Origin of the sequence: Salmonella enterica subsp. enterica serovar Typhimurium str. LT2, assembly GCF_000006945.2 — a bacterium.
In the GTDB taxonomy this organism is placed as follows: Bacteria; Pseudomonadota; Gammaproteobacteria; order Enterobacterales; family Enterobacteriaceae; genus Salmonella; species Salmonella enterica.
Window position 1 is genome coordinate 1,970,323 of the sequence record NC_003197.2, and the last position, 16,089, is coordinate 1,986,411.

At 53.0% G+C, this 16,089-nt stretch carries 14 protein-coding genes and 20 other annotated features; of the genes, 5 read left to right on the plus strand and 9 right to left on the minus strand.

What is annotated here, in order from left to right:
• The first annotated feature begins 54 nt into the window (after positions 1-54).
• Positions 55-60 (plus strand) — a ribosome-binding site (putative RBS for STM1877; RegulonDB:STMS1H002041).
• Positions 55-723 (plus strand): putative amidohydrolase gene (locus STM1877; protein ID NP_460834.1). Within the gene, positions 67-723 belong to an annotated coding region; the region does not span the whole gene. (Overlaps the previous feature by 6 nt.)
• An 11-nt stretch (positions 724-734) precedes the next feature.
• Positions 735-740, plus strand: a ribosome-binding site (putative RBS for exoX; RegulonDB:STMS1H002042).
• The gene (gene exoX / locus STM1878; RefSeq protein NP_460835.1) for a DNA exonuclease X occupies positions 735-1,445 on the plus strand. Within the gene, positions 747-1,445 belong to an annotated coding region; the region does not span the whole gene. Its footprint overlaps the feature before it by 6 nt.
• A 34-nt stretch (positions 1,446-1,479) precedes the next feature.
• On the opposite strand, the gene ptrB is transcribed toward exoX, so the two are convergent.
• The 4 genes from ptrB to yebG all read right to left on the minus strand — a co-directional run bounded on the left by ptrB (position 1,480) and on the right by yebG (position 5,221).
• The gene (gene ptrB / locus STM1879) for a protease II (RefSeq protein NP_460836.1) occupies positions 1,480-3,544 on the minus strand. Within the gene, positions 1,480-3,531 belong to an annotated coding region; the region does not span the whole gene.
• Positions 3,539-3,544, minus strand: a ribosome-binding site (putative RBS for ptrB; RegulonDB:STMS1H002043). It overlaps the preceding gene by 6 nt.
• A 199-nt stretch (positions 3,545-3,743) precedes the next feature.
• Positions 3,744-4,413 (minus strand): putative inner membrane protein gene (gene yebE / locus STM1880; RefSeq protein ID NP_460837.1). Within the gene, positions 3,744-4,403 belong to an annotated coding region; the region does not span the whole gene.
• Positions 4,408-4,413: a ribosome-binding site (putative RBS for yebE; RegulonDB:STMS1H002044), on the minus strand. It overlaps the preceding gene by 6 nt.
• Positions 4,414-4,496: 83 nt before the next feature.
• The gene (gene yebF, locus STM1881) for a putative periplasmic protein (RefSeq protein NP_460838.1) occupies positions 4,497-4,862 on the minus strand. Within the gene, positions 4,497-4,850 belong to an annotated coding region; the region does not span the whole gene.
• Positions 4,857-4,862: a ribosome-binding site (putative RBS for yebF; RegulonDB:STMS1H002045), on the minus strand. (Overlaps the previous gene by 6 nt.)
• Positions 4,863-4,917: 55 nt before the next feature.
• The gene (yebG, locus tag STM1882; RefSeq protein ID NP_460839.1) for a DNA damage-inducible gene in SOS regulon, dependent on cyclic AMP and H-NS occupies positions 4,918-5,221 on the minus strand. Within the gene, positions 4,918-5,208 belong to an annotated coding region; the region does not span the whole gene.
• Positions 5,216-5,221, minus strand: a ribosome-binding site (putative RBS for yebG; RegulonDB:STMS1H002046). (Overlaps the previous gene by 6 nt.)
• Before the next feature lie 103 nt (positions 5,222-5,324).
• Positions 5,325-5,330 (plus strand) — a ribosome-binding site (putative RBS for purT; RegulonDB:STMS1H002047).
• Here yebG and purT point away from each other — a divergent pair.
• The gene (gene purT / locus STM1883) for a phosphoribosylglycinamide formyltransferase 2 (protein NP_460840.1) occupies positions 5,325-6,517 on the plus strand. Within the gene, positions 5,339-6,517 belong to an annotated coding region; the region does not span the whole gene. (Overlaps the previous feature by 6 nt.)
• A gap of 99 nt (positions 6,518-6,616) precedes the next feature.
• Here purT and eda read toward each other — a convergent pair.
• The 3 genes from eda to zwf all read right to left on the minus strand — a co-directional run bounded on the left by eda (position 6,617) and on the right by zwf (position 11,014).
• The gene (gene eda / locus STM1884) for a 2-keto-3-deoxygluconate 6-phosphate aldolase (RefSeq protein ID NP_460841.1) occupies positions 6,617-7,432 on the minus strand. Within the gene, positions 6,617-7,258 belong to an annotated coding region; the region does not span the whole gene.
• Positions 7,273-7,278 (minus strand) — a ribosome-binding site (putative RBS for eda; RegulonDB:STMS1H002048). (Overlaps the previous gene by 6 nt.)
• The gene (gene edd / locus STM1885) for a 6-phosphogluconate dehydratase (protein NP_460842.1) occupies positions 7,296-9,172 on the minus strand. Within the gene, positions 7,296-9,107 belong to an annotated coding region; the region does not span the whole gene. The genes eda and edd overlap by 137 nt, the downstream gene beginning before the upstream one ends.
• Positions 7,408-7,416, minus strand: a -10 signal (putative -10_signal for eda; RegulonDB:STMLTH004515). (Overlaps the previous gene by 9 nt.)
• Positions 7,424-7,432: a -35 signal (putative -35_signal for eda; RegulonDB:STMLTH004515), on the minus strand.
• Positions 9,113-9,118: a ribosome-binding site (putative RBS for edd; RegulonDB:STMS1H002049), on the minus strand.
• Positions 9,148-9,156 (minus strand) — a -10 signal (putative -10_signal for edd; RegulonDB:STMLTH004516).
• Positions 9,164-9,172 (minus strand) — a -35 signal (putative -35_signal for edd; RegulonDB:STMLTH004516).
• Positions 9,173-9,341: 169 nt before the next feature.
• Positions 9,342-11,014, minus strand: a protein-coding gene (gene zwf / locus STM1886) for a glucose-6-phosphate dehydrogenase (protein ID NP_460843.1). Within the gene, positions 9,342-10,817 belong to an annotated coding region; the region does not span the whole gene.
• Positions 10,824-10,829: a ribosome-binding site (putative RBS for zwf; RegulonDB:STMS1H002050), on the minus strand. Its footprint overlaps the gene before it by 6 nt.
• Positions 10,987-10,995 (minus strand) — a -10 signal (putative -10_signal for zwf; RegulonDB:STMLTH004517).
• Positions 11,006-11,014 (minus strand) — a -35 signal (putative -35_signal for zwf; RegulonDB:STMLTH004517).
• 94 nt (positions 11,015-11,108) lie before the next feature.
• Positions 11,109-11,127, minus strand: a protein binding site (putative binding site for SoxS, RegulonDB: STMS1H000366).
• A gap of 31 nt (positions 11,128-11,158) precedes the next feature.
• Here zwf and yebK point away from each other — a divergent pair.
• On the plus strand, positions 11,159-12,028 hold the full coding sequence (gene yebK / locus STM1887; RefSeq protein ID NP_460844.1) for a putative transcriptional regulator: 870 nt from the start codon (positions 11,159-11,161) through the stop codon (positions 12,026-12,028).
• Positions 12,029-12,139: 111 nt separating this feature from the next.
• Positions 12,140-12,145: a ribosome-binding site (putative RBS for pykA; RegulonDB:STMS1H002051), on the plus strand.
• Positions 12,140-13,594, plus strand: a protein-coding gene (pykA, locus tag STM1888; RefSeq protein ID NP_460845.1) for a pyruvate kinase II. Within the gene, positions 12,152-13,594 belong to an annotated coding region; the region does not span the whole gene. It overlaps the preceding feature by 6 nt.
• A 72-nt stretch (positions 13,595-13,666) precedes the next feature.
• Here the strand turns inward: pykA and msbB are convergent.
• The gene (gene msbB / locus STM1889) for a myristoyl transferase in lipid A biosynthesis (RefSeq protein ID NP_460846.1) occupies positions 13,667-14,648 on the minus strand. Within the gene, positions 13,667-14,638 belong to an annotated coding region; the region does not span the whole gene.
• Positions 14,643-14,648 (minus strand) — a ribosome-binding site (putative RBS for msbB; RegulonDB:STMS1H002052). Its footprint overlaps the gene before it by 6 nt.
• 106 nt (positions 14,649-14,754) lie before the next feature.
• Positions 14,755-16,088, minus strand: a protein-coding gene (gene yebA, locus STM1890; protein ID NP_460847.1) for a putative peptidase. Within the gene, positions 14,755-16,074 belong to an annotated coding region; the region does not span the whole gene.
• Positions 16,083-16,088: a ribosome-binding site (putative RBS for yebA; RegulonDB:STMS1H002053), on the minus strand. (Overlaps the previous gene by 6 nt.)
• Position 16,089: the final 1 nt, after the last annotated feature.

Here is a 16,089-nt window from a genome sequence, read left to right on the forward strand (position 1 = left end):
ATTATAAGGCGATTCTTAACCTATGCTTTTTAGAATGGCTGTAGAGACTATGAAAAGGAAGTCATTATGTCCTCCTGGAAAATTGCTGCTGCGCAGTATGCGCCCCTGAACGCCTCGCCGGCGGAGCATGTCGCCCATCATCTGGAATATATTGAGCTTGCGGCTCGTCAACAGTGCGAACTGCTGGTCTTTCCGTCACTGTCGCTATTAGGCTGCGACGAAAGGAATAAATCGTTGCCCGCCCCGCCTGACGAGGCGCTTTTACAGCCGCTCACTCATGCGGCCGATACCCACCATATGACTATCATTGTGGGTATGCCTGTTGAGCATAACTGCCGCTTCGTAAAAGGCATCGCTATTTTTGCCCCATGGCTAACGTCGCCGCTCATGTTTCACAAAAGTCATGGCGCCTGTATTGCCAGGCAGCGAAGCGCTATCAACGTGGTGGATGAGCAGCCAGAAGGTGGTGATATAGATCCCTCATTTACGTTATTCACAACCAGTCAATGTCTTAACGAACCTGAACTCCATGCTTCTACCTCACGCTTACAACGTTTTTCGCATAAATATGCGCTGGCCGTACTGATGGCCAATGCCTGTGGAAGTAGCGCTCTGTGGAATGAAAGCGGGCAACTTATTGTTCGTGCCGATTGCGGTTCGCTATTACTGACGGGCCTGCGCACAACGGAGGGTTGGCAAGGCGATATCATTCCATTACGCTAAGGTCTTTCGGTGAGGAATGAATCATGTTGCGGATTATAGACACGGAAACCTGCGGGCTGCAGGGCGGGATCGTAGAGATAGCCTCTGTTGATGTCATTGATGGCAACATTGTCAATCCCATGAGTCACCTGATACGCCCCGATCGCCCTATTACGCCGCAGGCGATGGCGATACACCGTATTACCGAAGCCATGGTCGCCGATAAGCCGTGGATTGAAGATGTCATACCGCTTTATTACGGTAGTGAGTGGTATGTCGCTCACAATGCCAGTTTCGACAGACGCGTATTACCTGAATTGCCGGGTGAGTGGATCTGTACCATGAAGTTGTCGCGACGCCTGTGGCCGGGAATAAAATACAGCAATATGGCGCTCTATAAATCGCGCAAACTAAGCGTACAAACGCCGCCGGGGCTGCACCATCACCGGGCGCTTTATGATTGCTATATCACCGCCGCCTTGCTGATTGATATTATGCGAACCACCGGCTGGACCGCGGAAGAGATGGTCAATATTACGGGCCGTCCTGCGCTGTTAACCACTTTCCCGTTCGGTAAATACCGCGGTAAGGCGGTATCTGAAGTCGCAAAACGCGATCCGGGCTATTTACGCTGGCTTTTTAATAACCTTGATAATATGAGCCCGGAGCTTCGCCTGACGCTTAAACACTACCTGGAAGATGTTCAGGCTGGCGAGCAACGCAGCAATGGAACACCACAATAACCCGCGACGCTCACAAGCCGTTGCGGGCGCGCGTCTATGCGCTATGTAAGGTTCCCTGCGCCAGGCCGATTAAAAAGGCGAACTCCAGCGCGACGCCTTCGTAGGATTTAAACCGCCCCGACTTACCACCGTGCCCGGAGTCCATATCCGTACATAACAGCAGCAGACGTTGGTCCGTTTTTAGCTCGCGTAATTTTGCCACCCACTTCGCCGGTTCCCAGTATTGCACCTGGGAGTCGTGCAATCCTGTCGTCACCAGCAGGTGCGGATAGTCCTGCGCTTTGACATTGTCATAAGGACTATAGCTTTTCATATAGTCATAATACTCAATATCCTGCGGGTTCCCCCACTCTTCAAACTCTCCTGTCGTTAGTGGGATCGACTCATCCAGCATCGTGGTTAATACATCAACAAAGGGTACCTGGGCAATAACGCCGTGGAAAAGCTCGGGGCGTTCGTTGATAGCGACGCCCATTAGCATTCCGCCCGCGCTCCCGCCCATCCCATAACACAGCGACGGCGAACCGTAACCCAGTTTTAATAAGGCATCGCAGGCATCAAGATAGTCATTAAAAGTATTCCGCTTTTTGAGGAACTTGCCATCTTCATACCACTGCTGCCCCAGCTCACCGCCGCCGCGAACGTGTACGATTGCGTAAACAAAGCCACGATCCAGCAAGCTCAGTCGGCTGCTGCTGAAGTCGGCGTCAATACTGGAACCGTAAGATCCGTAACCGTAAACCAGAAGCGGATTTTGCCCTTTACGAAAATACTTCTGATGATAAACCAGCGATACCGGCACTTCGACGCCGTCGCGTGCGGTGATCCACAGGTGTTCGCTCTGATAACAGCCAGAATCAAACCCAGGCACTTCCGTCTGTTTAAGTACCCGTCGTTCTCCGGTATCCATATCCAGTTCAAACAAGGTATCTGGCGTCGTCATTGAAGAATAGCCGTAACGCAGCCGGGAGGTCTCAGGTTCGGGATTATAGGCAAGCCACGTCACGTAAGCCGGATCGTCAAAGGCGATGCCTATCACTTCACGGGTTTTACGGTTAATTTGCCGCAGGCTGGTAAGCCCCCGTTGACGCTCTTCGACCACTAACCAGTCGGTAAACAGGGTAAACCCTTCCAGCATAATATGCTCGCGCGGAGGGATCAGCTCTTCCCAGGCGTTTTCATTGCGCACGCGGGTACGGTACAACCCAAAGTTTTTACCGTTCCGGTTAGAACGCAGGTAAAACTTATGTTGATAGTGATCGAGACTATATTCATGGTCTTTGCGGCGCGGTAAAAATGAAAACGGCTCGGCATCGGCCAGTTCCGCGTCAAGTAATAGCACTTCGCTAGTGGTGGCGCTGGCAAGGTGAATCACCACATAATGCTGCGAAGTGGTTTTATGCAGGCTGACATAAAAGGTATCGTCTTTCTCCTCATATACCAGTTCATCTTGCGATGACGGAGTGCCAATCGTGTGCCGCCAAACCTGATAGGGCAGCAGCGTCTTCTTATGCTTACGCACATAGTAAAGGGTCAGGGAATCATTGGCCCAGACAAATTCAGGCGCAACGTTATCCAGCAGTTCCGGATACCAGTTACCGCTTTCGAGGTTACGAAAACGCAACCCATACTGACGACGGGATAAATAATCTTCTGCCAGCGCCATGATGGTATTATCCGGCGTAATGGCAAGTCCACCGAGCGTATAAAATTCGCTGTGCGCGGCCCGCTGGTTCGCATCGAGCAAGGTTTCCCACACATCCCACTCTTCGCTTAACGCCGATTGTCGTTGATAGATGGCATATTCGCAGCCGGGTTCATAGATATAACGGTAGCGATAGCCATTTTTCACATACGGAGCGGAAACTTCTCTGGGCGGGATGCGATCGATAATTTCTTTTAGAATGCGGTCCTGTAACGCCTGCTGAGAGGTCATGACCTTCCGGCCATACTCATTTTCCTGATGCAGGTAATCAAGGACTTCCGGCTGCGAGCGAGTGTCATCTCGCAGCCAGTAATAATTATCAATGCGCGTATCGCCATGTACGGTCATGGCATAGGGAATTCGATTGGCTTTTGGCAACATGTCGTTTTTTCTTTTGCGTTAATATTTGTTATATATCACGCGGCAAACACAGCGGCGTAGCATGGTAGTCCCGGTCGCTCACCTCGGTAAGCGCCTGAGATGTCACTGCTTCGCCGCTATCTTGCAACATGAATGACGTAAACTATCCATCCTATAAGGGTGGCAAAAGACACGCATGATGCAAGCGAAACATGTTACTTAATGGCAGGTTATCAGCCTGGTAGCGCCTGTTTTTGCTGCTGCAAGTCCTGCTCGATACCGTCCCGAACCTCCTGAGGAATTTTTAGCGCGTCTCCTAACGCATTCAGATAGCTACGTTCCATAAAGTGGTCAATATCAATGGCGGCGCAGCTCAGGAAGTAGATTTCCAGGGCTTCTTCTTCATTGCGAATGCCCTGTGCCAGACGTTGTGGATCAAGCGGCTGCTCAATAGCTTTTTCGATAAACACACGCCCTTGCTCTTCAACACCTGATTCTCGCAGTTGGTGCTCAATCGCCGCGCGTTCTTTGGCATCAATATGCCCATCGCTTTTTGCAGCAAAAACCAGCGCCAGGATCAGTCGCTCAGTGCGAACATCCAGCGGCGTACTTTGGCTGCCGAATTGCGGCTCCCCCTGATGCGCGGCGCGTACTTTATCTTTGTACTTATTCCACAATACGGAACCCGCCACCGCGCCGCCGCCCACCAGCAAAGCGCCAGTACCGTATTTGGTTAATAATTTGCGCGAAGACTTATTGGCGACCAACAGTCCAGCCAGACCGCCCAGCGCGCCGGGAACCAGCAGTTTATTTAACCCCTGTTCACCGGAAGGCGATGCGGAAGCGCCTTTTTGCCCAAGAAGTGATTGTAATTGGTTCAACCAGTTAGCCATAGTACCCCTCAAATACAGACCAATAATGGTCAAGCGTACCTGAGGGGATGTCAGGAATTGTCTGTTCCGGCAAAAGAAGCGCAAATTACGCTGCTAGCGGGGCTTATATTCCGCCTTGCCGGCTTTGCAATCAACGATGACCTGATAATGAATATCGGCGCTTTTACCGCGAACAGTTAGCGGAACTGTCCATTTATCATTTTGACCCACAACGTCCTGCACATTAACCCACGCGACCGGGTCAGCCTGCCCGACCTTTTTTTGGTCGTCGGCCCACCGCACGATACGATTTTGCTGGTAGTCGCGCTTCACGCTTGCCGCAATCCCGGCGGCATCCAGCCCTTCGCACTGCGGAAACTTAACCGATTTACTCTCGGTGGATGCCGCAAATGCCGATACGCTGGCGGATAAAAACAGCAGGCTCAACAACGCTCCTCTTTTATTCATACTTTTCTCCTTAGCACAATGATTCAGGAAAAGCATGGTACAAAACGCCGGGAGCGCAAGTGTGGGTTCAGGCGGCTTGCTTTTTCGTTTTACTCGCGGCGTCCTTTTCAACCGCCTGCGGAGAAGGCAACTTACCGGTTTTGAGGATAGTGCTTAACACCTCTTTATGTTCCGCCAGCCACAGCGACAACGCTTCGCGCTGCCCATCTTCCAGCACGACTGGCGACTGCTCAAGCCAGGTATCAAGAAGATCGGCAGTATCGAGCATTTTGTCCCAGGCGTCGGCTTCCTTTTTACTGGTAAATGACATCTTCTCCTCACCCTCGCGAATGACTACGTATTTAACTTCAACCGCCATTTTGCAGCCCCTTATTTACCTGTGTTTATATACAGTATATTGCAAGGCAGCAAGAAAAGCAATTTATTCGAAAAGACATACGCAAACGTTTTCGTATATACTGCGCGCAGGTAAATAAGGGGACAGAAATATGACGCTATTAGGCACTGCGCTGCGTCCGGCAGCAACGCGAGTGATGTTATTAGGGGCAGGAGAATTAGGAAAAGAGGTGGCGATTGAATGCCAACGCCTGGGGATCGAGGTTATCGCCGTCGATCGCTATCCTGATGCTCCCGCCATGCATGTGGCTCACCGTTCACACGTCATTAATATGCTGGACGGCGAGGCGCTACGTCATGTGATTACAGAGGAAAAACCGCATTATATCGTGCCGGAAATAGAAGCGATCGCCACCGATACGCTGCGCGAGCTGGAGGGCGAAGGGCTGAATGTCGTGCCTTGCGCCCGTGCAACGCAGCTCACGATGAACCGCGAAGGGATCCGTCGCCTGGCCGCAGAAGAATTAGGACTGCCGACATCGACGTATCGCTTTGCCGACAGTGAGGCCAGTTTTCATGATGCGGTAGCCGCAGTGGGTTTTCCTTGCATCGTCAAACCGGTCATGAGCTCTTCCGGCAAAGGCCAGAGCTTTATCCGCTCGGCCGAACAGCTCGCGCAGGCATGGGAGTATGCTCAACAGGGCGGACGCGCTGGCGCGGGTCGCGTGATTGTGGAAGGCGTGGTTAAATTTGATTTTGAAATTACGCTGCTCACCGTTAGCGCCGTCGATGGCGTGCATTTCTGCGCGCCGGTCGGTCATCGTCAGCAAGATGGTGACTATCGCGAATCCTGGCAGCCACAGCAGATGAGCGAACTGGCGCTGAAGCGGGCGCAAGAGATTGCTCGTCATGTGGTACTGGCGTTAGGCGGTCATGGCCTGTTCGGCGTTGAACTCTTCGTCTGTGGCGATGAAGTCATTTTCAGCGAAGTCTCCCCTCGCCCGCACGATACCGGAATGGTCACGTTGATTTCTCAGGATCTCTCTGAGTTTGCGCTGCATGTGCGCGCCTTTCTGGGAATGCCCGTAGGCGCTATTCGCCAGTATGGTCCCGCTGCCTCGGCCGTGATTCTGCCGCAGCTTACCAGTCAAAATGTGACGTTTGATAATGTACACGCGGCGGTAGGAGCCGGAGTGCAGGTACGGCTGTTTGGTAAGCCTGAGATCGACGGCACCCGTCGTCTTGGTGTAGCGTTAGCGACAGGTGAAAACGTTGAAGAAGCGGTGATAAGAGCGAAAAAGGCCGTCAGCCGCGTGACGGTAAAAGGCTAATGCGCCATCGCCTGATGGCGACGTTAGCGCATTTTTATCAGACCTGCCTGATCGCCACTCGTAAGCCCGATAAGCAAGCGCCATCGGGCATTTAACGGCTTACTGCTTCGCGCCTTCTACCGCTTCGCGCGCCAGTTTGGTGATGCGATCGTAATCACCCGCTTCCAGCGCGTCGGCCGGCACCAGCCAGGAACCGCCGATGCACAACACGCTTTTCAGCGCCAGATAGTCACGATAGTTTGCCGGAGAGATGCCGCCAGTTGGGCAGAAACGTACCTGAGAGAACGGACCGGCAATCGCCTGCAACGCTTTAGTGCCGCCATTCGCTTCCGCCGGGAAGAATTTGAACTCTTTCAGACCATAGTCCATGCCCAACATCAGTTCAGAAACGGTGCTAATACCGGGAATCAATGGGATAGTGCCTGCCGTCGCGGCTTTCAGCAGTGGCTCAGTCAGTCCCGGGCTAATCGCAAATTGCGCGCCCGCTTCCGTCACCTCCGCCAACTGCTGCGGATTGAGAACGGTTCCGGCGCCGACAATCGCTTCCGGCACTTCTTTAGCGATAGCGCGAATAGCATCCATCGCGCAGGCCGTACGTAAAGTCACTTCCAGAACGCGAACGCCCCCGGCCACCAGCGCTTTAGCCATCGGCACCGCGTGCTCCAGTTTATTGACTACAATGACCGGGACAACCGGGCCGGTGGTCAGGATTGCTTCTGCACTTGTTTTCCAGTTTTTCATCGGAATTCTTCTCTCGCCTGATTACTAGTGTGTCATCTTAAAAAGTGATACAGGTTGCGCCCTGCTCCGCACCCGACAGCTTTTCGCGCAGCGCGCCAAACAACTCACGCCCCGTTCCGACGCGCGACGCGCTCAGGTCCGGAATATGAGGCTGACGAGCGGCAAGTTCCGCCTCGTCGACCAGCAGAGTTAACTCACCTGTCTGCCCATTCACGCGAATGATGTCGCCATCGCGCACTTTTGCCAGTAAGCCGCCATCGTAGGCTTCCGGCGTTACGTGGATAGCTGAAGGCACTTTACCCGAAGCGCCTGAAAGTCGTCCATCAGTAACTAACGCGATTTTGAAACGGCGGTCCAATAATACACCAAGTGGCGGCATGAGTTTATGTAATTCTGGCATTCCATTCGCTTTTGGTCCCTGATGACGCACGACAACGACACAATCCCGGTCAAGCAGGCCCGCGTCAAACGCAGGCAGCACATCATGCTGACTTTCAAATACCATGGCAGGCGCTTCAATGATCTGGTTTTCAACCGGTACCGCAGACGTCTTCATTACTGCGCGCCCCAGATTACCGCTTAGCACCTTAGTACCGCCGTGAGGAGAGAACGGCTTATCAAAAGAGGCAATGACATCGTTATCCAGTGACCTTTCCGCGCCTTCACGCCAGTCCAGCTCGCCGTTGTTGAGCCAGGGCTCCAGCGTATAGCGTTTCAGGCCGAAGCCTGCGACAGTATTAACGTCTTCGTGCAGCAATCCGGCATTGAGCAGCTCACGCATCAATACCGGTACGCCGCCCGCCGCCTGGAAGTGGTTAATGTCCGCCGGACCGTTCGGATACAGACGCGCCATCAACGGAACCACTTCCGACAAATCCGAGAAGTCATCCCAGTTGATCAGAATGCCCGCCGCGCGCGCCATTGCAACCAGATGCATGGTGTGGTTGGTGGAGCCGCCGGTAGCCAGCAGCGCGACAATGCCGTTCACCACGACTTTTTCGTCGATCATTTTACCGAGCGGCATCCACGTATTGCCGTTGCCGGTAAGACGTGTTACCTGACGTGCGGCAGCGGCAGTCAATGCCTCGCGCAGCGGCGCATCCGGATGCACAAACGAAGAACCCGGCAACTGCATTCCCATAAACTCCACCACCATCTGGTTGGTGTTGGCGGTGCCGTAAAATGTACAGGTGCCCGGCGCATGGTAAGAGGCGGCTTCCGACTCCAGCAGCGCCATTCTGTCTACTTTTCCTTCCGCATATAGCTGACGAATACGGACTTTTTCTTTATTCGGCAGGCCGCTCGCCATCGGGCCTGACGGAACAAAAATCGCGGGTAAATGACCAAAAGAGAGCGCGGCCATCGCCAGCCCCGGAACGATTTTGTCGCATACGCCGAGGAATAACGCGCCGTCAAACATATTGTGAGAGAGGCCTACTGCTGCCGACATCGCTATCACTTCGCGGCTGAGTAATGACAACTCCATGCCATCCTGCCCTTGCGTAACGCCATCGCACATTGCCGGTACGCCGCCTGCGACCTGACCTACCGCATTCACGGAATGCAGGGCCTGACGAATAATCTGCGGATAATGTTCATACGGTTGATGCGCAGAGAGCATGTCATTGTAGGAGGTAATAATGGCGATATTATTGCGCAACATACTTTTCAGCGAGGCTTTGTCCTCTGGCTGACAGGCAGCGAAGCCATGCGCCAGGTTGCCGCAGGCCAGTTGAGATCGGTGGACCGTGGCGGTTTTCGCCTGCTCAATGCGGGCAAGATAGGCTTCTCGGGTCTGCTGCGAGCGTTCGACAATACGCTGTGTTACGCGTAACAAATTAGGATTCATAGAGGCTCCTGAAATTTATCTGTCCGGCTACCGGGTTTACCATGCGTTTCATCAATGTGGAAAGACAGTGAAATACATGATGTCCGGTGATAATGGGGCAAAATCGTTTCAGGCAGTGTAATAAAAAAAGCCTCGCAGGTGAATCCACACGAGGCTTAAAAGTGCAAAAATGATTCTACAATCTGTGTTAGATCATGTTACCGGTAAAATACCACCTAAGAGTGAGTGGCAAATTTACTCAAACTCATTCCACGAACGACCGTCACGGGTAATCATCGCCACGGACGCTACCGGTCCCCAGGTGCCCGCCTGATACGGCTTCGGCGCGTCGTTGTCCATCGCCCATGCTTCGGTAATGGAGTCCACCCACTTCCAGGCTTCTTCCACTTCGTCACGGCGGACAAACAGCGCCTGAATGCCACGCATCGTTTCCAGCAGCAGGCGTTCATAGGCATCCGCCAGGTGCGTCTGATTAAAGGTCTCGGAGTAGCTCAGATCAAGCTTCGTGATCTGCAGATTATGCTTATGATCCAGCCCCGGTACTTTGTTAAGCACCTGAATATCTACGCCTTCATCCGGCTGCAGGCGAATCGTCAATTTGTTCTGCGGCAGGTCTTGCCAGGACTCTTTAAAGAGGTTCAGTTCAGGCGTCTTGAAATAAACCACGACTTCAGAGCACTTGGTTGGCAGACGCTTGCCGGTGCGCAGATAGAATGGCACGCCCGCCCAACGCCAGTTATCGATGTCGACGCGGATCGCGACGAATGTTTCGGTGTTGCTGCTTTTATTCGCGCCCTCTTCTTCCAGATAGCCCGGCACCTTTTGCCCCTGCGCAAAGCCCGCGGTGTATTGACCACGAACCGTTTTTTCACGCACGTTGGAGCGATCAATCCGGCGCAGCGATTTCAACACTTTGACTTTTTCATCGCGAATACTGTCGGCGCTCAGGTCAGACGGCGGTGACATGGCAATCATGCAGAGAATTTGCAGCAAGTGGTTCTGGATCATATCGCGCATCTGACCGGCCTGGTCAAAGTATCCCCAGCGCCCTTCAATCCCCACCTCTTCCGCTACGGTAATCTCAACGTGATCGATAGTGCGGTTATCCCAGTTATTAACGAATAACGAGTTGGCAAAACGCAGCGCCAGCAGGTTGAGAACCGTTTCTTTACCCAGATAGTGGTCGATACGATATACCTGGCACTCTTCAAAGTATTCGCCGACCCGATCGTTAATCTCACGCGAGGTCGCCAGCGAAGTACCCAACGGTTTTTCCATCACGACGCGCGCCGGTTTGGCGTTGAGTTTAGCCTCTCCTAACCCTTTGCAAATAGCGCCAAAGGTGCTGGGCGGCATCGCAAAATAGTTAATGGTGGTGCGGTTTTTTTGATCCAGCATATCGCCCAGGCGACTAAACGCAGGCGTATCGTTAACGTCAAGATTACAAAAATCCAGACGGCCGCTCAGCGTATCCCACAAGCCTTCATCAATTTTTTCCTTCATGAAGGTTTCCAGCGCTTCACGCACAACGTGGGTATAGGCTTCTTTATCCCAGTCCGCGCGCCCCACCCCAATGATACGGGTATCCGGATGGATCTGGCCGGCTTTCTCAAGCTGATACAGGGAAGGCAGCAATTTCCGGCGCGCCAGGTCGCCTTTCGCGCCGAAAATGACCAGGTCACATGCCTGGGCTGTTTGCGTTACCGCCATGTCATTCTCCTTAGTTAATCTCCTGGTACTTTAGCCAGGATATCGTTGTAATTTTATTACACAGCACTGTACTGCTTTTACGAGATTACGGAAACCGTAAACGCCTTTTCATGGATGAACCGGCGTTTGATTGGCAATATAATCGGCAAAACGCCTAATAAAATTGTCGCTTTTCCACACAAGCTGGAACTTAAAATCCGACGTCGGTCATGTAATGAAAAAAAACGACACCTTTTTTAGCCATTTTGCCCCCTTCGGCAGTCGCCAGGAGTAATATCTAACAAAACGCGCTCGGTTTCGCGCATCATTGAAATCGCTAATACCCATGAGCCTTGCTAATCATGAATATGCTGGAAAAAGTCCAGTCTCAACTGGAACATTTAAGCAAATCTGAACGAAAAGTCGCCGATGTTATTCTGGCCGCCCCAGGCAGATCGATTCACTTAAGCATTGCCATGCTGGCCCAGGAAGCTAACGTTAGCGAGCCAACGGTGAACCGTTTCTGTCGCAGCATGAATACCCGCGGCTTTCCTGATTTTAAACTGCATCTGGCGCAAAGTCTGGCAAATGGCACCCCCTATGTTAATCGCAATGTGGATGAAGATGACAGCGTCGAGGCCTATACAGGGAAAATCTTCGAGTCCGCTATGGCCAGTCTCGACCATGTTCGCCAGTCGCTGGATAAATCGGCCGTCAACCGCGCCGTCGATTTACTGACCCAGGCAAAAAAAATCGCCTTTTTTGGTCTTGGTTCCTCCGCCGCGGTCGCGCATGACGCCATGAATAAGTTTTTTCGCTTCAATGTACCGGTGATTTACTCCGACGATATCGTGCTGCAACGGATGAGCTGTATGAATTGTAGCGATGATGACGTCGTCGTGCTCATTTCGCATACTGGCAGAACCAAGAGCCTGGTGGAACTGGCGCAGTTGGCGCGGGAAAACGATGCGATGGTGATCGCCCTGACCTCCGCTGGAACGCCGCTGGCGCGCGAAGCCACGCTGGCCATTACCCTCGACGTACCGGAAGATACAGACATTTATATGCCCATGGTCTCTCGACTTGCTCAGCTGACCGTGATAGATGTGCTGGCAACGGGATTTACTTTGCGTCGCGGGGCAAAATTCAGAGATAACTTGAAGCGTGTCAAGGAAGCGCTCAAGGAATCGCGTTTTGATAAAGAATTACTCATCAAGAGTGATGACCGCTAAAAGCAATAACAATGTTCTACCCTTTTCGTCATCCGGGGACGTTCATTTTATACCGTTAAGGTTTCAGAACGACCGGATCAATGTTCACGCAACACCAAGTTGTTTTAGTCAACGGAGTATTACATGTCCAGAAGGCTTCGCAGAACCAAAATCGTTACCACGTTAGGCCCGGCAACTGACCGCGATAACAACCTTGAGAAGGTTATCGCCGCGGGCGCAAACGTAGTACGTATGAACTTCTCTCACGGCTCGCCGGAAGATCATAAAATGCGTGCTGATAAAGTCCGTGAGATTGCCGCCAAACTGGGGCGTCATGTGGCTATTTTAGGCGACCTGCAAGGGCCAAAAATTCGCGTTTCCACTTTTAAAGAAGGCAAAGTGTTCCTCAACATCGGGGACAAATTTCTGTTAGACGCTAACCTGGGTAAAGGCGAAGGCGACAAAGAAAAAGTCGGCATTGATTACAAAGGGTTGCCGGCAGACGTCGTTCCTGGCGATATCCTGCTGCTTGACGATGGTCGAGTGCAGTTGAAAGTGCTTGAAGTCCAGGGCATGAAAGTCTTTACCGAGGTCACCGTCGGCGGCCCGCTGTCTAACAATAAAGGCATTAACAAGCTCGGCGGCGGGCTTTCTGCTGAAGCGCTGACCGAAAAAGACAAAGCCGATATTCAAACCGCTGCGCTGATAGGTGTTGACTATCTGGCCGTCTCCTTCCCGCGCTGCGGCGAAGATCTGAACTATGCACGCCGCCTGGCGCGCGACGCCGGCTGCGACGCGAAAATTGTGGCTAAGGTCGAACGCGCCGAAGCGGTATGCGACCAAAACGCCATGGACGATATCATTCTGGCCTCTGACGTTGTGATGGTCGCACGTGGCGATCTGGGCGTTGAAATCGGCGATCCGGAGCTGGTTGGTATCCAGAAAGCGCTGATTCGCCGTGCGCGTCAGCTAAACCGCGCAGTCATCACCGCAACGCAAATGATGGAGTCGATGATCACCAACCCGATGCCGACCCGTGCGGAAGTGATGGACGTGGCGAACGCCGTCCTGGATGGCACGGATGCGGTTATGCTGTCTGCCGAAACCGCAGCCGGTCAGTATCCTTCTGAAACCGTTGCCGCAATGGCGCGCGTCTGCCTGGGCGCAGAAAAAATCCCCAGCATCAATGTGTCTAAACACCGTCTCGACGTGCAGTTCGACAACGTTGAAGAAGCCATTGCCATGTCTGCGATGTATGCGGCAAACCATCTGAAAGGCGTTACCGCGATCATCACCATGACGGAATCCGGTCGTACCGCGCTAATGACTTCCCGTATCAGCTCCGGCCTGCCGATTTTCGCCATGTCGCGCCATGAACGCACGCTGAACCTGACCGCGCTCTATCGCGGAGTAACGCCGGTGCATTTTGATAGCGCGGCTGATGGCGTTGTCGCGGCACATGAAGCTGTTAATCTGCTGCGCGATAAAGGGTATCTGGTTTCCGGCGACCTGGTTATCGTGACCCAGGGCGATGTCATGAGCACCGTCGGTTCAACCAATACCACGCGTATTTTGACCGTTGAGTAAAACTCCCCCACGCCTGTTCATCAGGTAGTACAGGGTTTGTCAGCATAAAGCCTCTCTTACGAGAGGCTTTATTTATTTGATGGGATAAAGATCTTTACGCTTATACGGCTGAATCTCGCCTGGCTTGCGGGTTTTGAGCAGCTTCAGGATCCAGGTGTACTGTTCCGGATGCGGGCCGACAAAAATTTCGACCTCTTCGTTCATCCGTCTGGCGATAGTGTGGTCGTCAGCCGTGAGCAGATCGTCCATTGGCGGGCGAATCTGGATAGTCAGGCGATGCGTTTTACCATTATACACCGGGAAAAGCGGTATCACGCGTGCGCGGCACACTTTCATCAGCCGACCAATTGCAGGCAGCGTCGCTTTGTATGTCGCAAAGAAATCAACGAATTCACTATGCTCCGGGCCGTGATCCTGGTCCGGCAGGTAGTAACCCCAGTAGCCCTGACGAACAGACTGAATAAAGGGTTTAATCCCGTCATTACGCGCATGCAAACGTCCGCCGAAACGCCGACGCACTGTGTTCCAGATATAGTCAAAAACCGGATTACCCTGATTATGAAACATCGCCGCCATTTTTTGCCCCTGAGAGGCCATCAGCATGGCTGGAATGTCGACGCCCCAGCCATGCGGTACGAGAAAAATGACTTTTTCGTCGTTACGACGCATCTCCTCGATAATCTCCAGACCTTCCCAGTCAACACGCTGTTGAATTTTTTTCGGACCGCGCATCGCCAACTCAGCCATCATCGCCATTGCCTGTGGCGCGGTGGCGAACATCTCATCGACAATCGCTTCGCGCTCAGCTTCGCTACGCTGCGGAAAGCACAACGACAGATTAATTAGCGCCCGGCGACGAGAACTCTTCCCCAGCCGTCCGGCAAAACGCCCCAGCGTCGCCAGCAAAGGGTCGCGGAATGATGCCGGTGTTAATGCGATCCCCGCCATTGCCGCCGCGCCCAACCAGGCGCCCCAATACTGTGGATAGCGAAAGGATTTTTCGAATTCAGGGATATACTCACTATTATTTTTTTTGGTTTCCATGCTTTTCCAGGGTCTGCTGACGCGAAAAGGAATTGTGAATAGTGTAGCGACGTCTGCGTCTCACACAAAACAAAAAAGCCGGCACACATCGCGTACCGGCTCTGTCAGCGCATTTGTTAATCGAAGCGCAGTTGCGGCAGAACCTCTTTCACCTGTGCCAGGTATTCACGACGATCTGACCCCGTCAGACCTTCCGTGCGCGGCAATTTTGCTGTCAGAGGGTTAACGGCTTGCTGGTTGATCCATACCTCATAATGCAGATGCGGCCCTGTGGAACGCCCGGTGTTACCAGAAAGCGCAATACGATCGCCACGTTTCACTTTTTGCCCCGGTTTCACCAGCAGCTTACGCAAGTGCATGTAACGTGTGGTGTAGGTGCGTCCATGACGAATCGCAATGTAGTAACCGGCAGCGCCGCTACGTTTAGCGACCACGACCTCGCCATCCCCCACCGACAGCACCGGCGTACCCTGCGGCATCGCAAAGTCAACGCCACGATGCGGCGCAACGCGTCCGGTAACCGGGTTCAGACGACGCGGATTGAAGTTGGAGGAGATGCGGAACTGTTTAGCGGTCGGGAAGCGTAAAAAGCCTTTCGCCAGACCAACCCCATTACGGTCATAGAATTTACCGTCAGCGGCGCGAATGGCGTAGTAATCTTTACCATCGGAACGCATCCGCACGCCCAACAACTGACTCTGTTCACGCTTGCCATCCAGCATCTCGCGCGACATCAGAACCGAAAATTCATCGCCCTTTTTCAGCTTGCGAAAATCCATCTGCCACTGCATGGCTTTTATCACTGCGCTGATTTCGCTGCTGGTTAAACCGGCCTCTTTCGCGCTGGCGACAAAGCTACCCCCTACCGTACCTTTCAGCAGACTGTTGACCCAGTCCCCCTGCTGCATTTCACTGCTCATTTTAAAACCGTTGGCAGTGCGATCGTAGGTACGCGTTTCACGGCGGGAGACTTCCCATGTCAGACGCTGTAAATCGCCATCAGCGGTCAGTGTCCAGGAAAGCTGTTGGCCAATTTTCAGATTGCGCAGCTCCTTATCAGAAGCGGCAAGTCGGCTAATATCGCTCATATCGATGCCGTACTGATTCAGAATGCTGCTTAACGTATCGCCTGTGGAGACGACGTATTCATGGACGCCGACTTCGCCTGCGGTTTTATCGTCCAGCTCATCCTGAGGAATAGCTTCATCTTCCTGCGCGGCCTGATCGATGGGTTCGCTGGCCTCCGGTAAGAGGGAACGAATCTCGCTTTTCTCCAGTTCAATAGTTTTAACGATTGGCGCGGATTCTGGGTGGTAAACATAGGGCCGCCATACGGCGACGGCCAGTGTCAGAACGGTAAGTGACCCCAGCATAACGCGGTGGGGTCGGGGCAGATTATTAAATGCCAGGGCGACAGAGCGGGCTATCTGTTGCACGTATTCACTTCCTCG

Coding starts and splice junctions, on each gene's coding strand:
- STM1877 (NP_460834.1), top strand. CDS start 67: ATGTCCTCCTGGAAAATTGCTGCTGCGCAGTATGCGCCCCTGAACGCC.
- exoX (NP_460835.1), top strand. CDS start 747: ATGTTGCGGATTATAGACACGGAAACCTGCGGGCTGCAGGGCGGGATC.
- ptrB (NP_460836.1), bottom strand. CDS start 3,531: ATGTTGCCAAAAGCCAATCGAATTCCCTATGCCATGACCGTACATGGC.
- yebE (NP_460837.1), bottom strand. CDS start 4,403: ATGGCTAACTGGTTGAACCAATTACAATCACTTCTTGGGCAAAAAGGC.
- yebF (NP_460838.1), bottom strand. CDS start 4,850: ATGAATAAAAGAGGAGCGTTGTTGAGCCTGCTGTTTTTATCCGCCAGC.
- yebG (NP_460839.1), bottom strand. CDS start 5,208: ATGGCGGTTGAAGTTAAATACGTAGTCATTCGCGAGGGTGAGGAGAAG.
- purT (NP_460840.1), top strand. CDS start 5,339: ATGACGCTATTAGGCACTGCGCTGCGTCCGGCAGCAACGCGAGTGATG.
- eda (NP_460841.1), bottom strand. CDS start 7,258: ATGAAAAACTGGAAAACAAGTGCAGAAGCAATCCTGACCACCGGCCCG.
- edd (NP_460842.1), bottom strand. CDS start 9,107: ATGAATCCTAATTTGTTACGCGTAACACAGCGTATTGTCGAACGCTCG.
- zwf (NP_460843.1), bottom strand. CDS start 10,817: ATGGCGGTAACGCAAACAGCCCAGGCATGTGACCTGGTCATTTTCGGC.
- yebK (NP_460844.1), top strand. CDS start 11,159: ATGAATATGCTGGAAAAAGTCCAGTCTCAACTGGAACATTTAAGCAAA.
- pykA (NP_460845.1), top strand. CDS start 12,152: ATGTCCAGAAGGCTTCGCAGAACCAAAATCGTTACCACGTTAGGCCCG.
- msbB (NP_460846.1), bottom strand. CDS start 14,638: ATGGAAACCAAAAAAAATAATAGTGAGTATATCCCTGAATTCGAAAAA.